Annotated in this window: 19 protein-coding genes and 1 riboswitch; of the genes, 8 read left to right on the top strand and 11 right to left on the bottom strand. The window is 63.3% G+C overall.

The features are described from left to right. Positions 1-33 precede the first annotated feature (33 nt). A riboswitch (TPP riboswitch) is annotated at positions 34-151 on the top strand. A gap of 259 nt (positions 152-410) precedes the next feature. Then, on the top strand, positions 411-2,354 hold the full coding sequence (thiC, locus tag AAIL67_RS18495) for a phosphomethylpyrimidine synthase ThiC (RefSeq protein ID WP_343484541.1): 1,944 nt from the start codon (positions 411-413) through the stop codon (positions 2,352-2,354). A 306-nt stretch (positions 2,355-2,660) separates the two neighbouring features. On the opposite strand, the gene AAIL67_RS18490 is transcribed toward thiC, so the two are convergent. From AAIL67_RS18490 to yjgA, 3 genes are all read right to left on the bottom strand, one after another. After that, positions 2,661-3,869, bottom strand: coding sequence for an ABC transporter substrate-binding protein (locus AAIL67_RS18490; RefSeq protein ID WP_034389468.1), 1,209 nt, complete (start codon positions 3,867-3,869; stop codon positions 2,661-2,663). Positions 3,870-4,231: 362 nt separating this feature from the next. After that, positions 4,232-4,843, bottom strand: a complete 612-nt coding sequence (gene mog, locus AAIL67_RS18485; RefSeq protein WP_034352753.1) for a molybdopterin adenylyltransferase — start codon at positions 4,841-4,843, stop codon at positions 4,232-4,234. Next, on the bottom strand, positions 4,836-5,519 hold the full coding sequence (yjgA, locus tag AAIL67_RS18480) for a ribosome biogenesis factor YjgA (RefSeq protein ID WP_034389466.1): 684 nt from the start codon (positions 5,517-5,519) through the stop codon (positions 4,836-4,838). The genes mog and yjgA overlap by 8 nt, the downstream gene beginning before the upstream one ends. A 65-nt stretch (positions 5,520-5,584) precedes the next feature. On the opposite strand from yjgA, the gene pmbA reads away from it, so the two are divergent. Beyond that, positions 5,585-7,006 carry a metalloprotease PmbA gene (gene pmbA / locus AAIL67_RS18475; protein ID WP_034352749.1) on the top strand — a complete coding sequence of 474 codons (1,422 nt, stop codon included), beginning with the start codon at positions 5,585-5,587 and terminating at the stop codon, positions 7,004-7,006. A 58-nt stretch (positions 7,007-7,064) separates the two neighbouring features. On the opposite strand, the gene AAIL67_RS18470 is transcribed toward pmbA, so the two are convergent. Beyond that, on the bottom strand, positions 7,065-7,418 hold the full coding sequence (locus AAIL67_RS18470; protein WP_003069365.1) for a hypothetical protein: 354 nt from the start codon (positions 7,416-7,418) through the stop codon (positions 7,065-7,067). 94 nt (positions 7,419-7,512) lie between these two features. Between AAIL67_RS18470 and AAIL67_RS18465 the strand changes: the two genes are divergently transcribed. The 3 genes from AAIL67_RS18465 (at position 7,513) to AAIL67_RS18455 (ending at position 11,947) form a co-directional block, all read left to right on the top strand. Next, entirely contained in the window at positions 7,513-8,067 is a 555-nt protein-coding gene (locus AAIL67_RS18465; RefSeq protein ID WP_034389464.1) for a hypothetical protein, read from the top strand. Between the two features lie 112 nt (positions 8,068-8,179). Beyond that, positions 8,180-9,094, top strand: a complete 915-nt coding sequence (locus AAIL67_RS18460; RefSeq protein WP_034352742.1) for an EamA family transporter — start codon at positions 8,180-8,182, stop codon at positions 9,092-9,094. A gap of 258 nt (positions 9,095-9,352) precedes the next feature. Further along, a complete protein-coding gene (locus AAIL67_RS18455) occupies positions 9,353-11,947 on the top strand; it encodes an EAL domain-containing protein (RefSeq protein WP_343484540.1) in 2,595 nt (864 codons plus the stop codon). Between the two features lie 170 nt (positions 11,948-12,117). On the opposite strand, the gene hpaI is transcribed toward AAIL67_RS18455, so the two are convergent. From hpaI to AAIL67_RS18435, 4 genes are all read right to left on the bottom strand, one after another. Next, positions 12,118-12,921, bottom strand: coding sequence for a 4-hydroxy-2-oxoheptanedioate aldolase (gene hpaI, locus AAIL67_RS18450; protein WP_045839853.1), 804 nt, complete (start codon positions 12,919-12,921; stop codon positions 12,118-12,120). A 133-nt stretch (positions 12,922-13,054) separates the two neighbouring features. After that, positions 13,055-14,536 carry an NAD-dependent succinate-semialdehyde dehydrogenase gene (locus AAIL67_RS18445; protein WP_343484539.1) on the bottom strand — a complete coding sequence of 494 codons (1,482 nt, stop codon included), beginning with the start codon at positions 14,534-14,536 and terminating at the stop codon, positions 13,055-13,057. A 62-nt stretch (positions 14,537-14,598) separates the two neighbouring features. Next, complete coding sequence (locus AAIL67_RS18440; protein ID WP_034352731.1) at positions 14,599-16,128, bottom strand: altronate dehydratase family protein; 1,530 nt, start codon at positions 16,126-16,128, stop codon at positions 14,599-14,601. 58 nt (positions 16,129-16,186) lie between these two features. Continuing rightward, on the bottom strand, positions 16,187-17,170 hold the full coding sequence (locus tag AAIL67_RS18435) for a tripartite tricarboxylate transporter substrate binding protein (protein WP_343484538.1): 984 nt from the start codon (positions 17,168-17,170) through the stop codon (positions 16,187-16,189). A gap of 111 nt (positions 17,171-17,281) precedes the next feature. Between AAIL67_RS18435 and AAIL67_RS18430 the strand changes: the two genes are divergently transcribed. Beyond that, positions 17,282-18,217, top strand: a complete 936-nt coding sequence (locus tag AAIL67_RS18430) for a LysR substrate-binding domain-containing protein (protein WP_034380096.1) — start codon at positions 17,282-17,284, stop codon at positions 18,215-18,217. A gap of 146 nt (positions 18,218-18,363) precedes the next feature. Beyond that, entirely contained in the window at positions 18,364-18,807 is a 444-nt protein-coding gene (locus tag AAIL67_RS18425) for a DUF1801 domain-containing protein (protein WP_224651190.1), read from the top strand. 116 nt (positions 18,808-18,923) lie between these two features. Here the strand turns inward: AAIL67_RS18425 and AAIL67_RS18420 are convergent, their stop codons facing one another. Then, positions 18,924-20,012, bottom strand: a complete 1,089-nt coding sequence (locus AAIL67_RS18420; RefSeq protein ID WP_034380090.1) for a tartrate dehydrogenase — start codon at positions 20,010-20,012, stop codon at positions 18,924-18,926. A 128-nt stretch (positions 20,013-20,140) separates the two neighbouring features. Here AAIL67_RS18420 and AAIL67_RS18415 point away from each other — a divergent pair, with 128 nt between their 5' ends. Further along, positions 20,141-21,076, top strand: coding sequence for a LysR substrate-binding domain-containing protein (locus tag AAIL67_RS18415; RefSeq protein ID WP_034352719.1), 936 nt, complete (start codon positions 20,141-20,143; stop codon positions 21,074-21,076). Positions 21,077-21,183: 107 nt separating this feature from the next. Here AAIL67_RS18415 and AAIL67_RS18410 read toward each other — a convergent pair whose 3' ends face one another. After that, complete coding sequence (locus AAIL67_RS18410) at positions 21,184-21,630, bottom strand: GatB/YqeY domain-containing protein (protein WP_034352908.1); 447 nt, start codon at positions 21,628-21,630, stop codon at positions 21,184-21,186. 183 nt (positions 21,631-21,813) lie between these two features. Next, on the bottom strand, positions 21,814-22,026 hold the full coding sequence (rpsU, locus tag AAIL67_RS18405; protein WP_003052999.1) for a 30S ribosomal protein S21: 213 nt from the start codon (positions 22,024-22,026) through the stop codon (positions 21,814-21,816). Between the last annotated feature and the right edge of the window lie 81 nt (positions 22,027-22,107).

Genomic DNA, 22,107 nt, shown 5'->3' with positions numbered 1-22,107 from the left:
GTGCGCAAATTGTGGCAAAACCAGCCTATACTGCGTGCAGCTCCGGGGTGTGCGAAAGCGCTGAGATGCCAGTCACTGTGAAAACAGTGCAGGCGAACCCGACGAACTTGATCCGGTTCATACCGGCGGAAGAAGAGCGGGACCCTGACGCAGGGCCGATGGATTGACAGGGCAACTGGCGCGAGTGCCAACCCTGAAAGCCATAGGCACAGCAAACCCCAGGCGCCTCGCGCACTGGGGTTTTGTCTTTTCTGGACAGCCGGTGCGTGAAGAACCAGGCCGAAATTGCAGAATTTCGGCGGCACAGGCCGGATACCCCATAGCGGGCCGGGCCCGTGCAGGGCAAGATCAGAGCAGGGCCGCACTCCACGGAGCGTTTGATGCACTTCAACCGCTTTGAGGAGACTGCGATGAACGCCCCTGATTCCATTTTTACGCCTGCTGCAGGTCATGCCCCCGATGCCGCCCGTTTTGCCGAGCTGCTGGCACAGTCGCGCCAGCCGTTTCCCGCATCGACCAAGAGCTATCTGAGTGGCGCGCTGCATCCGCAGCTGCGTGTGCCGGTGCGCGATATTGCGCTCACCAATGGAGAGCAGGTCAGCGTCTACGACACCTCGGGTCCCTATACCGACCCCGCCATACAGATCGACGTGCGCCAGGGCTTGCCCAGCGTGCGAGGTGCCTGGATCGAAGCGCGCGGCGACAGCGAATACTACGTGGGTCGCCTGCGTGTGGCGCTGGACGACGGCGGCAAGCGCGGCGAGGAAGATGCGCGCGTGGACCAGCTGCGCGCCGAGGCGGCCGCGCTGCAGCGCCAGCCGCGCCGTGCCAAATCTGGCCAGAACGTGACCCAGATGCACTATGCCAAGCGCGGCATCATCACGCCCGAGATGGAGTATGTGGCCCTGCGTGAAAACGGTCGCCGTGAATGGATGGCGCAGTACCAGCAGGACGCGGCGCGCGAGCTGCGCCTGGCCGGCAACAGCCTGGGCGCAGCGATCCCGAAGATCATCACACCCGAATTCGTGCGCGACGAAGTGGCGCGCGGCCGCGCCATCATTCCGGCCAATATCAACCACCCTGAAATCGAGCCCATGGCCATCGGCCGCAATTTCAAGGTCAAGATCAATGCCAACATCGGCAATTCGGCCGTGACTTCCAGCATCGAGGAAGAGGTGGAAAAGCTGGTCTGGGCGATTCGCTGGGGTGCGGACAATGTCATGGACCTGTCCACCGGCAGGAACATCCACACCACGCGCGACTGGATTGTGCGCAACTCGCCCGTGCCCATCGGCACCGTGCCCATCTATCAAGCGCTGGAAAAGGTCGGCGGCATTGCCGAGGACCTGACCTGGGAGATCTTCCGCGACACGCTGGTCGAGCAGGCTGAGCAGGGCGTGGACTACTTCACCATCCACGCCGGCGTGCGTCTGGCCTACATCCACCTCACGGCCCAGCGCCGCACCGGCATCGTCTCGCGCGGCGGCTCCATCATGGCCAAGTGGTGCATGGCTCATCACCGCGAGAGCTTCCTCTACGAGCATTTCGAGGATATCTGCGACATCATGAAGCAGTATGACGTGAGCTTCTCGCTGGGTGATGGCCTGCGTCCCGGCTGCGCGTCGGATGCCAACGACGATGCCCAGTTTGCCGAGCTGGCCACGCTGGGCGAGCTGACGCAGATCGCCTGGAAGCACGATGTGCAGACCATGATCGAAGGCCCCGGCCATGTGCCCATGCACATGATCCAAGCCAACATGACCGAGCAGCTCAAGCACTGCCACGAGGCTCCGTTCTACACCCTGGGCCCGCTGACCATAGACATCGCCCCCGGCTACGACCATATCGCTTCGGCCATCGGCGCGGCCATGATCGGCTGGTTCGGCACGGCCATGCTGTGCTATGTCACGCCCAAGGAGCATCTGGGTCTGCCCGACCGCGACGACGTCAAGCAGGGCATCATCGCCTACAAGATTGCGGCCCATGCCGCCGATGTCGCCAAGGGCCATCCAGGCGCGCGTTCGCGTGACGATGCGCTCTCCCAGGCGCGCTTCGATTTCCGCTGGCAGGACCAGTTCAACCTGGGACTGGATCCCGACACGGCCCAGGCCTACCACGACGAAACCCTGCCCAAGGACAGCGCCAAGGTGGCCCATTTCTGCTCCATGTGCGGACCCAAGTTCTGCTCCATGAAGATCACCCAGGAAGTGCGCGACTTTGCCAAGCAGCAAGGCGTGAGCGCCGAGAACAGCATTGCCGTAGGCATGCAGGCCAAGGCGGCGGAGTTCAATCAGGCGGGCGGCGATTTCTACATTCCCATCGTCAATGCATCGACCGACACCACGGCACGTTGACCTGAGCTGAAGTCGGGCTGCGGCGCTTGTGCATCAGGCGCTTTCGCCCGTCGCCATGAAAAAAGGCAGGCACGAGGGCCTGCCTTTTTGTTCCGTAATGGAGCAGAGTCTGCAGCGCTCGGCTTGGAAAGGAGCGCTGGGGATGCCACCCGTCAGGTCCATCTCGATAAGGCGCAAATATCGCGATGTAAGTTTGTTGCGGGTTGAAACCTGGAGCTGCTGGAACTGCTGCCATAAAAAAACGGACAGCTGCCGCGGCTCGCTGTCCGTTGTTCCGATGCGGGGCGTATGCCTCGCGGGTTCAAGTCACCGCCAGTACTGGCATTTGCTTTCCGCCTTGGTGGTCCAGATCTGCTCGGCCGGCAGCTTCTTGATGATCTTGTAGTAGTCCCAGGTGCCCTTGGACTCGGCTGGCGACTTGACCTGCATCAGGTACATATCGTGCACATAGCGGCCGTCTTCGCGGATATAGCCCTGGCCGAAGAAGTCGTCGATCTTGGTGCTTTTCAAGGTAGCCATGACCTTGTCGGCATCGAGCGTGCCGGCTTTTTCCACGGCCTTGAGGTAGTTCATGGTGGCCGAGTAGTCGGCGGCCTGGATCTCGCTGGGGCGACGTTGGGTCTTGGCCATGAAGGCGTCGGCAAACTTGCGCGAGCCATCGTTCATGTCCCAGTACCAGGGGGCCGTGAACTGCATGCCTTCGGTGTTCTTCAGGCCCAGGCTGTGGATGTCGCTGAAGAAGACCAGCAGGCCGGCCAGCTTCATGTTCTTGGTGACGCCGAACTCCTTGGCCGCCTTGATGGAGTTGATGGTGTCTCCGCCGGCATTGGCAAGGCCCAGGATCTGCGCCTTGCTGTTCTGGGCCTGTAGCATGAAGCTGGAGAAATCGCTGGCGTTGAGTGGCGTCTTGACCGAGCCCAGCACCTTGCCGCCACGCGCTTCGATGATCTTGCTGGTGTCGGCTTCCAGTGCATGGCCGAAGGCATAGTCGGCCGTCACAAAGAACCAGTTCTTGCCGCCGGTGTCCACCACGGCGCCGCCCGTGCCCTTGGCCAGGGCCACGGTATCGAAGGCGTAGTGCACGGTATAGGGGCTGCACTGCTCGTTGGTCAGGGCCGAGCTACCCGCGCCATTGTCGATGAAGACCCGCTTTTTCTCCTGCGCGACCTTGGCCATGGCCAGGGCGGTGGCGGAGTTGGTGCCGCCGAACACCAGGCTGATGCCTTGCGTGTCTATCCATTCGCGGGCCTTGCTGGCCGCGATATCGGCCTTGTTCTGGTGGTCGGCCGTCAGCAGCTCGATGGGCTTGCCCAGTACCTTGCCGCCAAAGTCGTCAATCGCCATCTGTATGGCAACGGCACCGTTCTTGCCTTCCACATCGGCATAGAGGCTGGACATGTCGGTGATGAAGCCGATCTTGACTTTTTCCTGTGCCATGACGGGGGCCGCGAAGGCCGCCGTCAGGGCGAGAGCCAGCAGGCAGGCAGAGGGCGCAGACTGGGACAAGCGATGCATGGAGTCTCCTGAAAATTATGAGAAATGTGGAGAGAGCGTGCAGCGTCCGGGCGGCGGGTGGCCGCTGTCGCTGCATCGCAGCAAACATGCTAGGGGCGGCGATTGCGTCTGGCATCGGGGCAAGCACTTGCGGGAAATCCCAAGGGATACACCAGCTTTGATAGCTGCTAGCGCTTGTTGTTCATGGATTTCATATTGATTTATTGCTGAAGTCCATGAATGAAAGGCGCAAAGTGCTTTTATTCTGATAGCGATTGCAGCGAGATACCCGCAGCAGCCATGCCACGTGAGCGCCATGAAAAAAGCAGCCCGGAGGCTGCTTTGGTGGATGTTTTGGCAGGGATTGCACCTGGTGCTGCAGGCTATGCAGTGCGCGGTGCGCGAATCGCGGTCTTGGGGCGAAAGGCCTTGCAGATCTCGTCATGGGTTTCGAGATAGGGGCCGCCGATCAGGTCGATGCAGTAGGGAACTGCAGCAAAAATGCCATTGACCTTGGATTTGCCGTCGGCGTCCTTAAGGCCTTCCAGCGTCTCGGCAATCGCCTTGGGCTGGCCCGGCAGATTGATGATCAGGCTGCTGCCGCGTATCACCGCCACCTGGCGCGAGAGTATGGCCGTGGGCACAAAAGCCAGGCTGATCTGGCGCATCTGCTCGCCAAAGCCCGGCATTTCCTTGTGGGCCACGGCCAGGGTGGCCTCGGGCGTCACATCGCGCAGCGCGGGGCCGGTGCCGCCGGTGGTCAGCACCAGGCTGCAGCCTGCATCGACCAGCTCGATCAGCGCCGCGCTGATGCCGGCCTGCTCGTCGGGAATCAGGCGCGGCTCGAACTGGATGGGGTTCTTGAGCGCGCGGCTCAGCCATTCCTGGAGCGCGGGCAGGCCCTTGTCTTCATAGACGCCGCTGCTGGCGCGGTCGCTGATGGAGACAATGCCGATCTTCACGGCATCGTGAAGATATACGGGCGCATCACTCATCGCCGTCATCCTCGGCGCTCGCACCGGCCTTGCCGGCGCTGGCCAGTTGCTCACGCACCAGCTGGAACAGGTCGCGGTAGGCGCGGCCCTTGCTGACTTCCTTGGGCTCGGCATCGGGGCCGGCGGCAGCGGCCGCTGCGGCGGCTTGCTCCTTGGCCTTGTCGATGTCCTTGCGCGACTGGCGGATCAGCGAGCGCAGTTGCTGCACATCGGTGCCGGGGAAATGCTCCAGCCAGATGGACAGGGCCGCTTCCTCGACGATCAGGCGGTCGCGCCATTGCTCGGCCACCTGCAGCGACATTTTTTCGCTGGCCGAGCCATTGCGCTGCTCGTCCAGTGCCTGCTTGACGGCCGCGACCTGTTCCGGCGTCAGCTTGCGCATGAGCTTGCCCACATACTGGAGCTGGCGGCGCTTGCCTTCGAAGTTGGTGATGCGCTTGGCTTCGGCCAACGCGTCGATCAGTTGGTCGGACAGCTGCAGGCGCTTGAAGAGGTCGCTGCGCAGCGTCATCAGCTCCTTGCCCAGATCCTGCAGCGCATCACTTTCGCGCTTGAGGTCGGTCTTGGTGGAGTCGTAGGTGCCTTTGAGTTCGGCCTTCAGCTCAAGGTCCAGCTCGCTGCCTTCGGCAACGAACTTTCCGCGAACAAAATAGCCTTTGGTGGGTTTGCGTGACATGGTAAGGGGGCAATATCGGTGGCAGCGCAGAGGGCGCCGCAGTGGCGGCTATCATATCCGCCGCTATGAAAAAACCTCGCTCCAGCAATACAAGCACTTCCAGTGCACAGGCCCAATCCGCACCGCAAGCCGGTTTCAGCTTCAGCCAAGCCTTTTTCGAGGGGCTGGTGGACCAGGCTTTGCAGCATGCCAAAAAGCTGGGTGCGACGGACGCCGGCGCCGAGGCTTCCGAAGGCTGCGGCCTGTCGGTCAGCGTGCGCAAGGGCCAGCTGGAGACCGTGGAGCGCAACCGCGACAAGTCGCTGGGCGTGACCGTCTATCTGGGCCAGCGCCGGGGCAATGCCAGCACCTCGGACTTCTCCGAAGCCGCCATTAAGCAGACCGTGCAGGCTGCCTATGACATCGCCCGCTTCACCGCAGAAGACCCGTTTGCCCGCCTGCCCGACAGCGCAGATATTGCGCTGCCCGGCACGCACCGCGATCTGGATCTGTTCCATCCATGGGATATCACCAGCGAAGCCGCTGCGGAGATGGCACTGCGCTGCGAGGAGGCCGCCTTCAAGACCCACCGCCGCGTGAGCAACAGCGAAGGTGCGGGCGTCTCGGCCCAGCAAAGCCATTTCTTCACGGCCCATACCAACGGTTTTCGTGGCGGCTACGCCAGCTCGCGCCACAGCATGTCGGTGGCGCCCATCGCCAAGCTGCCCGGCAAGAATGGCGAGATGCAGCGCGACTACTGGTACAGCTCCATGCGCAATGCTGCAGATCTGGCCTCGCCAGAGGCCGTGGGCCGCTACGCCGCAGAGCGCACGCTGAGCCGTCTGGGCAGCCGCAAGATCCCGACCACCGAATGCCCGGTGCTGTTCGAGTCTCCGCTGGCCGCCGGCCTGCTGGGCAGCTTTGTGCAGGCCGTCAGCGGCAGCGCGCTCTATCGCAAGAGCACGTTCTTGCTCGACTCCATGGGCAAGCCCATCTTCCCCAAGCACATCGATGTCGAGGAAGACCCCTTTGTCCTGGGCGGCAAGGGCAGCTCGCCCTTTGACGAAGAGGGCGTGCGCGTGCAGGCTCGAAAGGTGGTCGATGCCGGCCGCGTGGAAGGCTATTTCCTGTCCAGCTACTCGGCGCGCAAGTTGGGCATGAAGACCACGGGCAATGCCGGCGGCTCGCACAATCTGGTCATGACTTCGCGCCGCACCAAGGCGAGCGATGATCTGGATGCCATGCTCAAGAAGCTGGGCACGGGCCTGTTTGTGGTCGAGCTGATGGGCCAGGGCGTGAACTATGTGACCGGCGACTATTCGCGCGGCGCCAGCGGCTTCTGGGTGGAGAACGGCGAGATCGCTTTCCCCGTGGACGAAATCACGATCGCGGGCAACCTCAAGACCATGTTCAAGGGCATAGAGGCCATCGGAGCCGATGCCTATAACTATGGTGCCAAGACCGTGGGCTCCATGCTGATCAATCGCATGAAGGTGGCTGGCAGCTGATCGCTGTCGGTCGCTCCATGAAAAAAGCAGCCCGGTGGCTGCTTTTTTCATTTCTGCATCAGCTCTCGGCTGCGGCCTGAACTATGCAGTGCGAGAGTTTCTCGAAATGCTTGTGGGCATCGGCACTGAGCTCGATCTGCTTGCGTCTGGCATCCTCGGTATCGGCCAGCAGGATCCAGCCTTTCTGGCGCATGGATTTCAGACGGGTGTGAATCGTGGCCGGAGACCCGAGTTCACGCTGGGCCATCAGATCCCGGACGCAAAGACGCTCCTGGCGCGTGCCGGCATTGGCAATTTGCTCCAGCAGGCGTTCCTCCAGTGGATCCAGTGCGGGCAGCACTGGCAGGTTGCGGATGGTCGCTGCCAGGTGCAGAAAGCGTAAATAGATATCGGCAGACAGGGACTTTGGCATGAGAAGGCAAAAACAGACGACGCGCCGCTAACGAAGAGCGAATAAACGGCACTCATAATACTGTGCAGACAGTGAACAAGCTCGGCGGCAGCGCATGAAGAACATTTGGACGCAATTTTCGGTGGCGGTTATCACGGCTTTGCTGTTCCTGGCGATGCTGGCTCTTAATCAGTGGATTTTCTCCGAACTGGAATTTGTCAGGGGCGTCAACTGGATTTACCTGCCTGCAGGCGCTCGTCTGCTTTGTACCCTGCTTTTTGCGGAGGCGGGCGTGGTCGGGCTTTTTGCCGTGTCATGGCTGGTCTGCAACTTCTACTTTTTCCCGGATGACTGGCTGAGGGCATTTGCGGGCGGCATCATGGCCACGCTTGCCCCTTATGGCACTTATTGCGCAGCTCGCAAATGGATGGGGCTCGGGCGATCTCTCAGTGATCTCACGCCGCGTCGCCTGCTGTGGCTCAGTGTGATCTACGGACTGAGCAATGCCTTGCTGCACCAGGCCTGGTCCGTCGTCATAGGGGATGGTTTTCAGATGGATCAGCTTCTGGTGATGATTCTGGGCGACTTCAGCGGCACTTTGATCGTCCTGTATGTATTCAAGGCCTTGCTCATGCTGCCGATCAAAATGGACCGGTATCTGCTCAAGTAAGACCGTTTGCAGTCCCGGTGTTCGATTTGACCGCTTTCGTCGCCAGCCATGACTGATGGCAAGTCATACTAGGGGGCTTGATCTAGAAAATCCAATATCAGTTGTCAGTGTCATGAGTTCTGCATCCTCACCCACCTCCGGCATGAGCCGTCCGGACTGGCTCAGCGCCATCATCGTCATCGTGGTCTGGGGTCTTAATTTCGTGGTCATGAAATGGGGGCTGGCCAAGCTTTCGCCCCTGCTGCTGTGCGCGCTGCGCTTTGCCGCGGCATCGCTGCCATTTTTGCTGTTCGTGCGTCCGCCCAAAAATCTTTCCTGGGGTCTGCTGGCCGCCTACGGTCTGGTGCAAGGGGTCGGGCAGTTCGGCCTGCTGTTCACCGGCATGAAGCTGGGCATGCCTGCCGGCATGGCATCCGTGGTGCTGCAGACCCAGGCCTTCATCACCATGCTGCTGGCGGCTGCGTTCTTGCACGAGAAACCGCAGCGCTGGCAATGGCTGGGTCTGCTCATCGCTCTTGCCGGACTGCTGCTGATCGGTGCAGCCCATGGTGAGGGGGCATCGGATATGACGCTGATCGGTTTTGTGCTGACCGTGGGCGCCGCTGCCATGTGGGCCGGCTCGAACCTGCTGACGCGGATGGCGGCCAAGCAAGGCTCGTATGAGCCGGTGTCCTTCATCGTCTGGACCAGCGTCTTCCCCATGCTGCCGCTGCTGTTGCTGTCCCTGTGGGTGGATGGCGCGGATTCGGTGGCTTCGCAGCTGCAGTCCATAGGCTGGAGCGAGCTTGGGGTGATCGCCTATCTGGCTTTTCTGTCCACCTTGCTGGGCTATGGTCTGTGGACGCGGTTGTTGCAGCGCTATGCGGCCAGCACCGTGGCCCCTTTGTCGCTGCTGGTGCCGGTGATCGGTCTGCTGTCGGCCATGCTGCTGCTGGGAGAAGCCCCCAATGGCCTGCAATGGCTGGGTACGCTGGGCGTTCTGCTGGGCATGGTGGTTAATCAGTTTGGCGGCAAATGGCGGCGCTGAGACACCGGCTGGCGATAGCAGGGCACACCGTTGCTCTGCCGCAGCAGCCTGTGACTGCCCGGCAGAGCACTTTGCCAGCGCAGCACAGGCTCGCAAGTCAATAGCGGTTGTCGATCGAAGTTTTTTTGAACACTCGGCCTGAATCACGAATATTGAATCTCGTTTTCGTCATTATTATTGCCGGCATCCAGATAAAAGCATGACTTTCCCATTCCGGATTCGAGCCGGCCTGGGATGCGAATATGCAAAGGAATAATGATGCGAGAGGGAGATATTGGCGCGATGCCTCCTGAGCTGCAGCTGGCCCAGCTGCAGGCTCTGGACAGGGTCATGGCCATGGCTGAATTTGGCCTGGATGGGGCGTTGCACCGTGCCAATGACAACTATCTGCAGCTCATGGGCTTTACGCGTGAGCAGTCTCTGGGTCGCCTGCATCGCAGCTTTTGCTCTGCGCGTCTGGCCGACAGTGCCAGGTATCGGGAAATCTGGACGCATCTGTGTGCAGGCAATGCCTACTCCGGAGTGGTGGAGCGACTACGCAGCGATGGCAGCAGTTGCTGGCTGGAGGCTACCTATTCACCGGTGATGGATGCCCAGGGCCGGGTGATGCATATTCTGAAGATCGCTACCGACGTCACGCAGCGGCGCGCCCGGGAGCAGGCGCAGCAGGAGCACCTGCGTCGCTTGTCCCTGGTGGCCGATGCCTCCGATACGGCAGTGGTCATCAGTGATGGAAGCTCACGCATCGTGCATGTCAACGGCGGCTTTACGCGCATGTTCGGCTGGCACTCCGAGGAGGTCGCGGGACGCATGCCGATTGCCCTGCTGGCTCCCCAGGTGTCCGAGGCTTCGGTGGATCTGTACCGTTCGGAGCTGCGCGCCGGCCAGCCCGTGGGGCGCGAGGAAATAGTGGTCGGCAAGAACGGTCAGCGCTACTGGGCCAAGGTCATCAGCAACCCCATCCTCGACGCGGACGGGCACTGGCAATACACGGTGTCGATGCTGACCGATATCACGCGTTCCAAGATGCATGAGGCCTTGCAGCACCGCGTGCTGGAAGCCATGGCACGCGAGCGGCCGCTGGTGGAGGTGCTGGAGATGGTGTGCCTGGAGGTCGAGAGGATTGCTCCGGAGGTGACGGCATCGATTCTCGAGGTGGATGCCCAGGGGCTGCTTCACCCGCTGGCCGGGCCAAGCCTGCCCCAGTCCTATTCGGCGCTGATCGAGGGGCTGGCCATAGGTCCTAACGTGGGTTCGTGCGGCACAGCAGCCTGGCGCAATGCGCCGGTGCTGGTCGACGATATTGCAAAAGACCCGCTGTGGGCGGATTTCAAGCACCTGATCCTGCCGCTGGGGTTCAAAGCCTGCTGGTCCACTCCCATCTGCAACAGCGGCGGCAAGCCGATCGGTACTTTCGCGTTCTATTACCGGGAGCAGCTGACCGGGGATGCCTCGGCTTTTCACCAGCAACTGGTGGATGCCTGCATTCATCTGTGCGCCCTGGCGCTGGAGCGTGAGCTGTCGCGCGCGCGCATTCGTCAGCTGGCTTTCTACGACGGCCTGACCGGATTGCCCAATCGAAGTCTGCTGCAGGCCAAGGCCGATCAGGCGATTGCGTCGGCTGCCGGCAATGACGAACAGTTGGCGGTGCTGTTCATCGATCTGGACCGGTTCAAGCAGGTCAATGACTCTCTGGGTCATCCTGTGGGGGATGAATTGCTGCGCAATGTCGCGACGCGATTACAGCGCGTGCTGCGTAGCTCCGATATTGCCGGGCGTTTGTCGGGTGACGAGTTTGTTGCCGTGCTGCCGCAATGCGATGCGGAGCATGTGGCCAATACCATCGAACGCCTGCAGGAGTTGCTGTCAGAGCCTCTGAATATTGCCGACACCTCGCTGACCATATCCGCCAGCGTGGGCATTGCAATGTTTCCCATGGACGGCAGGGATATGGAGACCCTGGTGCATCGTGCCGACATGGCCATGTACCAGGCCAAGAGCAAGGGGCGCGGCCGTTTCTGTTTCTTCAGCAGCGAAATGAACCGCTTGGCCCAGGAGCGCCTGGCATTGGAGACTGCACTGCGCAAGGCGCTCAAAAGCGGTGGCCTGCGTCTGCACTATCAGCCTCAGATCGAAATGGCCACCGGCCGTCTGTATGGCGTGGAGGCCCTGGCGCGCTGGACCCATGCCGAGCTGGGCGAGATTTCGCCTGCCCGCTTTATCCCGCTGGCCGAAGAGTGCGGGCTGATCGCCGATCTGGGAAGCTGGGCACTGGAAGAAGCCTGTCGCCAGTTGTCGCAGTGGCGGGCCAGGGGGATGGAAGTCCCCGCGGTATCGGTCAATCTGTCGCCGTCGAGTTTTCACAATCTGGATTTGCCTCGGATGATCGCCGACACGCTGGACCGAAACGATCTGGTGCCGCAGGACCTAACCCTGGAGCTGACGGAAAGCATTTTGCTGGACACCAACCCCAGCACCATGAAGACCATAGACGAGGTGCATGCGCATGGCGTGCGCCTGTCCATGGATGATTTCGGCACCGGCTACTCCAGCCTCAGCTATCTGCGCCGCCTGCCGGTCAGCGAACTCAAGCTGGATCGCAGCTTCGTGGCCGATCTTGAACATGACGAGGCGGCTCGGGCGTTGAGCAGTGCTATTTTGGGCATTGGCAAGAGTCTGCACCTGACCGTGGTGGCGGAAGGAGTGGAAACGCCAACGCAGAGCGTGATGCTGTGCGAGCAGGGCTACCCGGTGGCGCAAGGCTTTCTGTTCGCCCGGCCGCTGGCACCGAAGGAGTTTGAGCATTGGCTGGCCGCCAACCCGCCGACCGCGCCAGGCGCCGTCGCCGCATGAACTTGCGGTGCAGAGGTTCGGCACAGAGCGCTCCAGCAGCGATGATCTGATGTGCAGATGTGGCTGAGAGGCCACGCGCATTGTGATGCGACCGAGGTTTGGGCGGCTCTGCGACATTTCCATCAGGATATGCGGGCATGGTTGCAACTTCTGCACGGTGCTTCAAGGCTTCAGTAGGCGGCTCCTGGCAGTGCCGGGGCCGCCACCGTGGAGCCGGCAAACTGGGTACGCAGCTTGCGCGCGGCATTCACGAACATCAGCACATCCACGCCCACGGCCACAAAGCTGCAGCCGAGCTGAAGGTAGCGCTGTGCCAGCGCGGGGTCCGAGGTCAGCGTACCTGCAGCCTTGCCGCAGGCAACAATGGTCCGCATCGCTGCCTCGATGGCAGCCTGCACCTCGGGGTGGCCGGGGTTGCCGCGGTGGCCCATGGAGGCCGCCAGGTCGGCCGGGCCTATGAAGACGCCGTGCACGCCGTCCACGGCGCAGATGGCTTCGAGATTTTTCAGGGCCGTGGTGGTCTCGGCCTGCACCAGCAGGCAGACCTCGTCGTCGGCCACATTCAGATAGTCGGCGCGGCTGCTCCACTGAGAGGCACGTCCCACGGCACTGCCGACGCCGCGCACGCCCAGGGGCGGGTATTGCGTGGCGGCCACGATGGCCTGGGCCTGGTCTGCCGTGTCCACCATGGGCACGAGCAGTGTCTTGGCGCCAATGTCCAGCATCTGCTTGATCAGGGCCGTGCTGCCTTCCACGACTCGCACCACCGGCTGAGCCGGGTGCGAGGCCACGGCCTGCAGGGCAGCCAGGGTGCTGCGCAGGTCGTTGGGCGCATGCTCGCCGTCGATCAGCAACCAGTCATAGCCTGTGGTGGCGGCCGCTTCGGCCAGGTAGGGGGCGGCCATGGACAGCCACAGTCCGATCTGGGGCTGGCGTGCGGTGATGGCGGTCTTGAAGGGGTTCAGTGCGGGCATGAGGGTCTCGATTCAGTGAAAGGGCAGAGTGCAGGTGAATAGGCGTGGCGCCTGTAACTGGCGCGGCCCAAGCCAGAGACACCAAGCAAGGGCCTGGGCTGGCCGCGCAGCGCCTCAGGGAGGTGTCCTGCATTCAATCCAATCCACCTTGGCAGACGTATTTGATGTGCAGGTAATCGTCGAGCCCGTGGGTCGAGCCTTCGCGGCCGTAGCCTGACTCCTTGACACCGCCAAAGGGCGCGGCCTCGGCGGCCAGAGCGCCTTCGTTGACGCCCACGATGCCCGATTCCAGGGCATCGGCGACACGCCAGATGCGGCGCATGTCCTGACTGTAGAAATAGGCGGCCAGACCGAACGGCGTGTCGTTGGCGGCGGCGATGACCTCGGCCTCGTCGTCGAACACGGTCAGCGGAGCCACCGGGCCGAAGGTTTCTTCGCAGGCGCAGGCCATGGAGGCCGTGGCGCCCGAGAGCACGGTGGGGGCGTAGTAGGTGGGGCCCAGTTCCGTCAGGCGCTTGCCGCCGGTGAGCACCTTGGCTCCCTTGGCCACCGCGTCCTCCACATGGCGGGCGATCTTCTCGACCGCACGGTCATTGATCATGGGGCCGATCTGCGAGGCCGGGTCGCTGGCCGGGCCCACGTGCAGGGCTGCCACGCGGGCGCTGAGTTGCTGGGCAAAGGCCTCGTACACGGTGCGGTGCACAAAGACGCGATTGGGGCAGACGCAGGTCTGGCCGCCGTTGCGGAACTTGGCGGCCATGAAGCCGTCCACGGCGGCTGCCACATCGGCATCCTCGAAGACGATGAAGGGCGCATTGCCGCCCAGTTCCAGCGAGAGCTTTTTGAGCGTGTCGGCGCTGCGGCGCGCCAGATGCTTGCCCACGGGCGTGGAGCCGGTGAAGGTGATCTTGCGCACGCGGCTGTCATCCAGCCATTGATCGACCACCTCGGGCGTGCGCTCACGCGAAGCCGTGACGATGTTGAGCACGCCGGCCGGCACGCCGGCTTCGTGCGCCAGCAGCACCAGGGCCAGTGACGTCAGCGGCGTGTCCTCGGCCGGCTTGCAGACCACGGTGCAGCCCGCAGCCAGGGCCGGCGCGATCTTGCGCGCAATCATGGCGGCCGGGAAATTCCAGGGCGTGATGGCGGCGACCACGCCAACGGGTTCGAGCAGGGCGAACATGCGCCGGCCCGGCACGGGCGCCGGAATGACTTCGCCATTCATGCGCGTGGCGGCCTCGCCGAACCATTCGATATAGCTGGCTGCATAGGCCACTTCTCCCTTGCCTTCGGCCAGGGGCTTGCCCTGCTCCAGCGAGATCAGCGTGCCCAGATCGTCCTGATGGGCCAGCACCAGATCGTTCCAGCGCTTGATGATGGCAGCGCGCTGCTTGGCCGGCAGCTTGCGCCAGGCGGGCAGGGCGGCCTGGGCGGCGTCCACGGCGGTGCGTGCATCGGCCGCACCTGAATCGGGAACGCTGGTGATGGTGCTGCCCGTGGCCGGATCGGTCACGGCAAAGCTGGCGCCGCTGGCAGCGGGCGTCCAGGTGCCGGCGATGAAGTTGGCGCTGCGCTGCAGTTCGGTGCGTTGCAGTCTGAGTGGCGTGGCGTTCATGGTGAAAATCGCAGAAAGTGAAGATCGGATAAGGGCGGAAAGCTCAGGAAGATGCGTTTTCCTCAGCTCACGATGCCCAGATGCCAGGGCACGAATTCGTGGTCGCCCAGTCCCAGGGCTTCGCTCTTGGTTGGCTCGCCGCTGGCATGGTGCAGGATCCGCTCGAAGATCTGCTGGCCCAGCTCGGGCACGCTCAGCTCTCCGTCGACGACCACGCCGCAGTTGATGTCCATGTCTTCCTGCAGGCGCTTGTACATGGGGGTGTTGCTGGCCAGCTTGATGGTGGGTGCGGGCTTGCTGCCGAACATGGAGCCGCGGCCCGTGGTAAAGCAGATCAGCTGGGCGCCGCTGGCGATCTGGCCCGTGGAGGCCACCGGGTCGTAGCCCGGCGAGTCCATGAAGACGAAGCCGTGTTCGGTGATGGGCTCGGCATATTCATAGACGGCGCGCAGCGGCGTGGTGCCGCCCTTCATGGCGCTGCCCAGGGATTTCTCAAAGATGTTGGCCAGGCCGCCGGCCTGGTTGCCATGACCGACCACGCCGTTGAACTGGGCGTTCTGGCCGGCTGCGTAGCGTTCCCACCAGGCCAGGCGGTCCAGCAGCTTCTGGCCGACTTCGGGACTGATGGCGCGGCGCGTGAGCATGAACTCCACGCCATGGATCTCGGGTGTCTCGGACAGAATGGCCGTGCCGCCGTGGCGCACCAGAATGTCCATGGCCGCGCCCAGGCCGGGGTTGGCAGTGATGCCCGAGAAGCCGTCCGAGCCGCCGCATTCCAGGCCGATCTTGAGATGGGCGGCGCTGACGGTGCTGCGCTGCGCCTGGTTGGCGATGGGCAGCATTTCTTCGATGGCGGCAATACCTGCTTCGATGGTGGCGCGCGTGCCACCCACTTCCTGCATCACCAGGGTGCGCAGCAACTGGCCTTCCTTGAGGCCTTGCGAATCCACCAATGCATCGACCTGGTTGCGTTCGCAGCCCAGGCCCACGATGAGCACGCCCGCCAGGTTGGGGTGGCGCGCATAGCCGGCCAGGGTGCGGCGCAGCACATCGAAGTGCTCGCTGGGTGAGGACATGCCGCAGCCGCTGCTCTGGGCAAAGGCGGCCACGCCGTCCACATTGGGAAAGGCTGCCAGCCGTTCGGGCGTGAAGTGGGCGGCGATGCGCTTGATCACGGTGGCCGAGCAGTTGACCGAGGACAGGATGCCGATGAAGTTGCGCGTGCCCACGCCGCCGCCCGCTCGCACAAACCCCTGGAAAGTGGCGCGCAGCTCCTCGGGCACGTAGTCCACGGGCCGTACGTCAGCACCGAACGACGGGTCGCGGTAGTAGTCCACCAGCTTGAGGTTGTGGCTGTGCACATAGTCGCCAGGCTCCAGGTCGCGTGTGGCGACGCCGATCACCGTGTCGTACTTCTTGACCTGCTCGCCCTCGGCGATGCGGCGTGCCGCGATCTTGTGGCCGGCCGGCACCTGGGCGCGCGTGCGCACTCCCAGCTCGGGAATGTCCTGGCCCAGGGCCAGGGCGGTCTTGGCCACCAGCACGTTGTCGTTGGGGTGCAGGTGCAGCAGGGAAGAAGAGGAGGAGAGCATCTTGGAGTCCGGGGATGGCGGGCTTGAGGCAGTGGGGATGCGGCGGGGACGCAGCGCGTCAGCGCATCAGCTCGCGCAGTTTGAGTTTGTCGATGAGCACGGTTTCCTTCTGGTAGACCGTGTTCACATATTTGGCGTAGTCGGGGCCGTCCAGGTAGAGCAAGGGCGCGTCCAGCCTGTCGGCCACGGACTTGAACTCGGGGCTGGCCACGGCCTGGCGGAAGGCATCGCGCAGCTTGGCTTCGACGGCGGGCGGCAGACCCTTGGGCGCGCCGATGCCGTTGGGCGCATCGACGACCACGTTGTAGCCCAGGTCCTTGAGCGTGGGCACATCCTTGAAGCGCGGCGTGCGCTGATCGCCCCAGGTGGCCAGCAGGCGCAGCTTGCCGGCTTCGACATGCGGGGCCCAGGAGCTGGAGTCGGCCAGCGCATCCACATGGCCGCCGAGCACGCCCTGTAGCGCCTCGGCGCCGCCCTTGTAGGGCACATGGCTGAGCTGTATGCCTGCTGCGGCCGCAAACTCCTCCATACCCACATGGGTGGCGCCGCCCACGCCGGCGTGGGCGTAGGTGATGCTGCCGGGCTTGGCCTTGGCGGCGGCGACGAAGTCCTGCAGGGTCTTGAAGCGTGAGTTGGCCGGCACGGCGATACCGAAGGTCTGGCCCGAGGTACGCGCGATATAGGTGTAGTCCTTGCGCGGATCGGCCTGCAGCGTGCCCAGCTGGGAGAAGCGCGTGACCGAGATCGGGATCTGGCCGATGGTGTAGCCATCGGGCTTGGCCGAGGCCAGGGCCTTGGAGCCGATCATGCCCGAGGCTCCGGCGCGGTTTTCCACTGCAATCGCCTGGCCCAGGATGCGGCTGGCCACGGTGCACAGCGCGCGCATGGACTGGTCGGCCGTGCCGCCGGCAGGCCAGGGGCAGATGAAGGTGATGGGGCGTTCGGGCCAGGTCTGGGCCAGCAGGCGGGTGGAAGTGCCGAGCGTGGCTGCGCCGAGGGCGCCGAGCACAAAGCTGCGCCGGCTGTTGCGTGGGGGGATCATCGCTTGTCTCCTGTCGTTATATGAACTGCCAGCCCCGATTGTTCAAAACTGCTCCATGACAATCCAATGAAAAGATAGACTCTCTTCATAACTATTAGGTAATGAAGCCCCATGAGCAAGATCGATCGTGTGCTGCGCTCCAACCTCAAGCTGCGCCATCTGCAGCTGCTGGTGGCGCTGGACCAGTTCCGCCACCTGGGTCGCGCGGCCGAGTTTCTGGCAGTGACCCAGCCTGCCGTCTCCAAGACTCTGGCCGAGGTCGAACGCATGCTGGGCATGGCTCTGTTCGAGCGCTCCACGCGCGGCACAGAACCCACGGCAGCCGGTGTCAGCATGGTGCGTTTTGCACGCTCGGTGCTGGCCGGTTTCGAACGCACGCGCGACGAGATGGCTGCCGAGGCCAGCGGTGCCCGCGGGCGCGCCAGTGTGGGGGCCATGGTGGTGGCCACGCCGGTGCTGCTGGCGCGCGCCGTGGAGCGCTTGAAAGCGCGTTCGGACCAGACCACGGTGATGGTGGAGGAAGGGGACCTGACGCGCTTGCTGCCCAAGCTGCGTCTGGGCGAGCTGGATCTGTTCGTGGGACGGCTGGAGCCTGGCTATGCCGCGCCTGATCTGGAGACCGAGGCGCTGTACGACGATCCCATGGTGGCTGTGGTGCGACCCGGTCATGCGCTGCTGGCGCCGGGCGCGGCCAGCTGGCAGGCCCTGGCGGGCCAGCCCTGCGTGCTGCCACCGCCCTGGGCCTCGCTGCGCGTGAAGCTGGAGCAGCAGTTCTATGCCCACGGCCTGCACCCGCCGGCCGACATCGTGGAGACCGCGTCTTTTCTCTCGCAGCTGACCTTTGTACACCAGCGCGGCGCCGTGGCCTTCATGGCGCGTGGCGTGGCCCGCTGCCATGCCGCCCTGGGTACGCTGGCAATGCTGGATCTGGTCGTGCCCATTGATCTGCCGCCCGTGGGGCTGATCACCTTGCGCGGCCAGCCGCTGACGCCGACCACGGGCTTGCTGGTCGAATGCCTGCGCGAGGTGGCGCAGGAGTTGGGCTGAGCCTGATTTAGGTCGGGCTGGCCCTCTGGGGCCGCTCTGCTCTGGCGTGCTACCGTGGTGCAATCCTTGTCCCATGTCTTGAGCCTTGTGCCGGACATGATTCCAGGTCCAACCATGGAGACCCATCTATGACTGCCTTGCCACCCATGCCTGCACCTTCGGCCGAGTCTGTCAGCGGCCCCGAGGCTTCGGCTCTGATCGATGCCAGGATTGCCGGCCTGGACGACTGGCGCGGCGCCACGCTGGCCCGCGTGCGCGCGCTGATCCGCGAGGCCTTGCCCGCCGTGGTGGAAGAGCTGAAATGGCGCGGCACACCCGTTTGGTCGCAGGACGGCATTCTGTGCACGGGCGAGACCTACAAGGCCGTGGTCAAGCTGACCTTCGCGCATGGCGCGGCCCTGGCCGATCCGGCCGGCCTGTTCAATGCCAGTCTTGAAGGCGCCACGCGTCGGGCCATAGACCTGCATGTCGGCGATGCGCTCGACGCCGCAGCCTTCCAGGCTCTGGTGCAGGCCGCCGCACAACGCAATGCCCAGGCACGGTCGGCCAGAAAATCGGCTTCGCAAGCCAAAGCCAAATCCCCGGGCTGAAGCCTGCGCCGCCGTTGGGCCTGGGCGTTCAAACGTAAAACGCACCCTGGTGCAGATTGTGCCTGCACGGGTGCTTCTCATTTTGAATCAGGCCGGCCGCGGCCAGCCTGGAGCCATCAGGCCTTGGCGATGGCCGCAGCGATGGCTTTGCCCACCTCGGTGGTGTCGGCTTTGCCGCCCAGATCGGGCGTCAGCGGACCGGCCTTGATCGTGTGCTCGATAGCGGCCACGATGGTGTCGTGGGCCTGGCGCCAGGCACCTTCGCTGCGGCCCAGGAAGTCCAGCATCAGCGCGCCTGACCAGACCATGGCGATGGGGTTGGCGATGTTCTTGCCGTAGATGTCGGGCGCCGAGCCATGCACGGGCTCGAACAGCGAGGGGAAGTTGCGATCGGGGTTGAGGTTGGCCGACGGTGCCAGGCCGATGGTGCCCGTGGTGGCAGGGCCCAGGTCAGACAGGATGTCGCCAAACAGATTGGTGGCTGCCACCACGTCGAAGCGGCCGGGCTGCAGCACGAAGCGGGCGGTCAGGATGTCGATGTGCTGCTTGTCCAGCGTGACTTCGGGGTAGTCCTTGGCTACATCGTCGGCGCGCTTGTCCCACCAGGGCATGCTGATGGCGATGCCATTGCTCTTGGTGGCCAGGGTCACGTGCTTCTTGGCGCGGCTCTGGGCCAGATCGAAGGCGTACTTGAGCAGGCGGTCGGCGCCCTTGCGCGAGTAGACCGATTCCTGGATCACGATCTCGCGGTCCGTGCCTTCGAACATCACACCGCCCAGCGAGGTGTATTCGCCTTCGGTGTTCTCGCGCACCACGTAGTAGTCGATGTCACCGGGCTTGCGGCCGGCCAGAGGGCAGGGCACGCCTTCGAACAGGCGCACCGGGCGCAGATTGATGTACTGGTCGAATTCGCGGCGGAACTTGAGGAGGGACCCCCACAGCGAGACATGGTCGGGCACGGTGGCGGGCCAGCCCACGGCGCCGAAGAAGATGGCGTCCATGCCCGAGAGCTGGACCTTCCAGTCGTCGGGCATCATCTGGCCGTGTTCGGCGTAGTAGTCGCAGTGGGCCCAATCGAAATGGTGGAACTCCAGCGGCAGGTCGAAGCGCTTGGCTGCGGCTTCCAGCGCGCGCAGGCCTTCGGGCATGACTTCCTTGCCGATGCCGTCGCCGGCGATGACTGCAATCTTTTTGGGAGTGGACATGGTGCTCTCTCGTGAATGTGTTGGGTGGCGAGGCAGCGGCTCAGCCTGTGCCTGGCGGTATTCTGCACCTTACATAACTGAATACAATTGACTGATCGTGGCCTGATTGTTTACAGATCGTGCAGAAAATGCCTTCACCCGAGGACCTGCGTGTCTTCACCACCGTGGTGCGCAAAGCCAGCTTTGCCGAAGCTGCGGCCGCGCACAATGCTTCGCCGGCCTTTGTCAGCAAACGCATCCGCCTGCTGGAGCAGGAACTGGGCGTGAAGCTGCTGCATCGCACTACACGGCGGGTCGCTGTCACGGAGCAGGGCGAGCGCGTCTACCACTGGGCGCAGCGCATTCTGGACGAGGTCGAGCATCTGCTGCAGGAGGTGGATGTGACGCGCCGCCAGCCGCGCGGTCTGCTGCGGGTGTCCACCAGCTTCGGCTTTGGCCGCAATGTGGTGGCGCCCGCACTGTCGCAGCTGATTGCGCAATATCCGGCGCTGCAGCTACGCCTGGAGGTGTTTGACCGCATCGTCGATGTTGCGGCCGAGGGCTTCGATCTAGACGTACGCGTGGGCGACGAGATCGCCCCGCACCTGATTGCCAGGCATCTGGCCGACAACCATCGCGTGCTGTGTGCGGCCCCGGCCTATGTGCAGCGGCGTGGCAGCCCGCGCACGCTCGACGAGCTGGCTGCGCATGACTGCCTGGTCATCAAGGAGCGTGACCATCCCTTCGGGGTCTGGAAACTGCGCTCGGGCAGTCAGGAGCGCAGCGTGAAAGTGACCGGGCCGCTGTCCACCAATCATGGCGAGATGGCCGTGCAATGGGCGCGCGACGGCCATGGCATCGTGTTGCGATCGCTCTGGGATGTGGCGGCCGATCTGCAGGCCGGCAGCCTGCTGCAGTTGCTGCCCGAGTGGCAGCAGCAGGCGAATATCTGGGCTGTCTATCCGACGCGGCTGGAGCGCTCGGCCAAGGTGCGGGTCTGCGTCGAGTTTCTGCAGGAGTTCTTCAGCAAACAGGCGCCCATGGGATTCAGAAATGCTATAAAAAAAGAAGCTGCTATCGCTTGATATACATAAATTTCAGATCATTTTTAATCTGAAAGATATGTACTGCAAGCGCAAGCAGCTTCTGTTTTTGAGCCTGGTGCCGCATGGTGGCCCAGACCAGTTGTCAATTATCGGGTCAGTGCGGCCTTCACGGCAGCGGACACCAGGCCCATATCGGCCTTGCCGGCCAGCTGGGCCTTGACGGCGCCCATCACCTTGCCCATGTCGCCAGGGCCGGAGGCACCCAGTTCGGCCACGATGGCCTGCACGGCTGTGGTGATCTCGGCTTCTCCCATGCGTTCGGGCAGATAGACCTTGAGCACTTCCATTTCGGCCTTTTCCACATCGGCCAGATCGCTGCGGTTGGCGGCTTCGAAGGCGGCGATGGAGTCCTTGCGCTGCTTGATCAGCTTGTCGACGATGGCGATGACGGCTGCGTCGTCGAGCTCGATGCGCTCGTCCACTTCCTTTTGCTTCATCGCGGCCTGCAGCAGGCGGATGGTGCCCAGGCGCGCGCTGTCCTTGGCACGCATGGCGGTCTTCATGTCTTCGGTAATCTGGGCTTTCAGGCTCATGGCTTTCTCCTTGGGGTTGGCGAATGGTGGTGCGCAGTGTGAACGGCGTTGACTATCCATTCGCAGGGAGGTCACTGCGCAGCAAGGCAAGCTGATGCAGTGGCCAGAAAACAAAAAACCCGCGCCTGGCGTCCCGAGCGCGGGTTTGCGGCTGTTTTAAGGCCGACTGGTCCTAATCAACGATTAGTACAGCTTCTTAGGCAGTTGCATGCTGCGAACGCGCTTGTAGTGACGCTTCACGGCAGCAGCCTTCTTGCGCTTGCGCTCGGCTGTGGGCTTTTCGTAGAACTCGCGAGCACGCAGATCGGTCAGCAGACCCAGCTTTTCGATGGTGCGCTTGAAGCGGCGCAGGGCAACTTCATAGGGCTCGTTTTCTTTGACGCGGATGGTAGTCATTTAATTTCCAGATATATCTGTGCTGACAGAGGGTTCTCGGGAAGATCGGGCCTGAGAGCCGTGAACAGCGGTTTCCCCGCC

It is taken from the genome of Comamonas sp. A7-5, assembly GCF_039581385.1.
Classification (GTDB): domain Bacteria; phylum Pseudomonadota; class Gammaproteobacteria; order Burkholderiales; family Burkholderiaceae_C; genus Comamonas; species Comamonas thiooxydans.
This window is presented reverse-complemented; position numbering and strand designations above follow the sequence as displayed.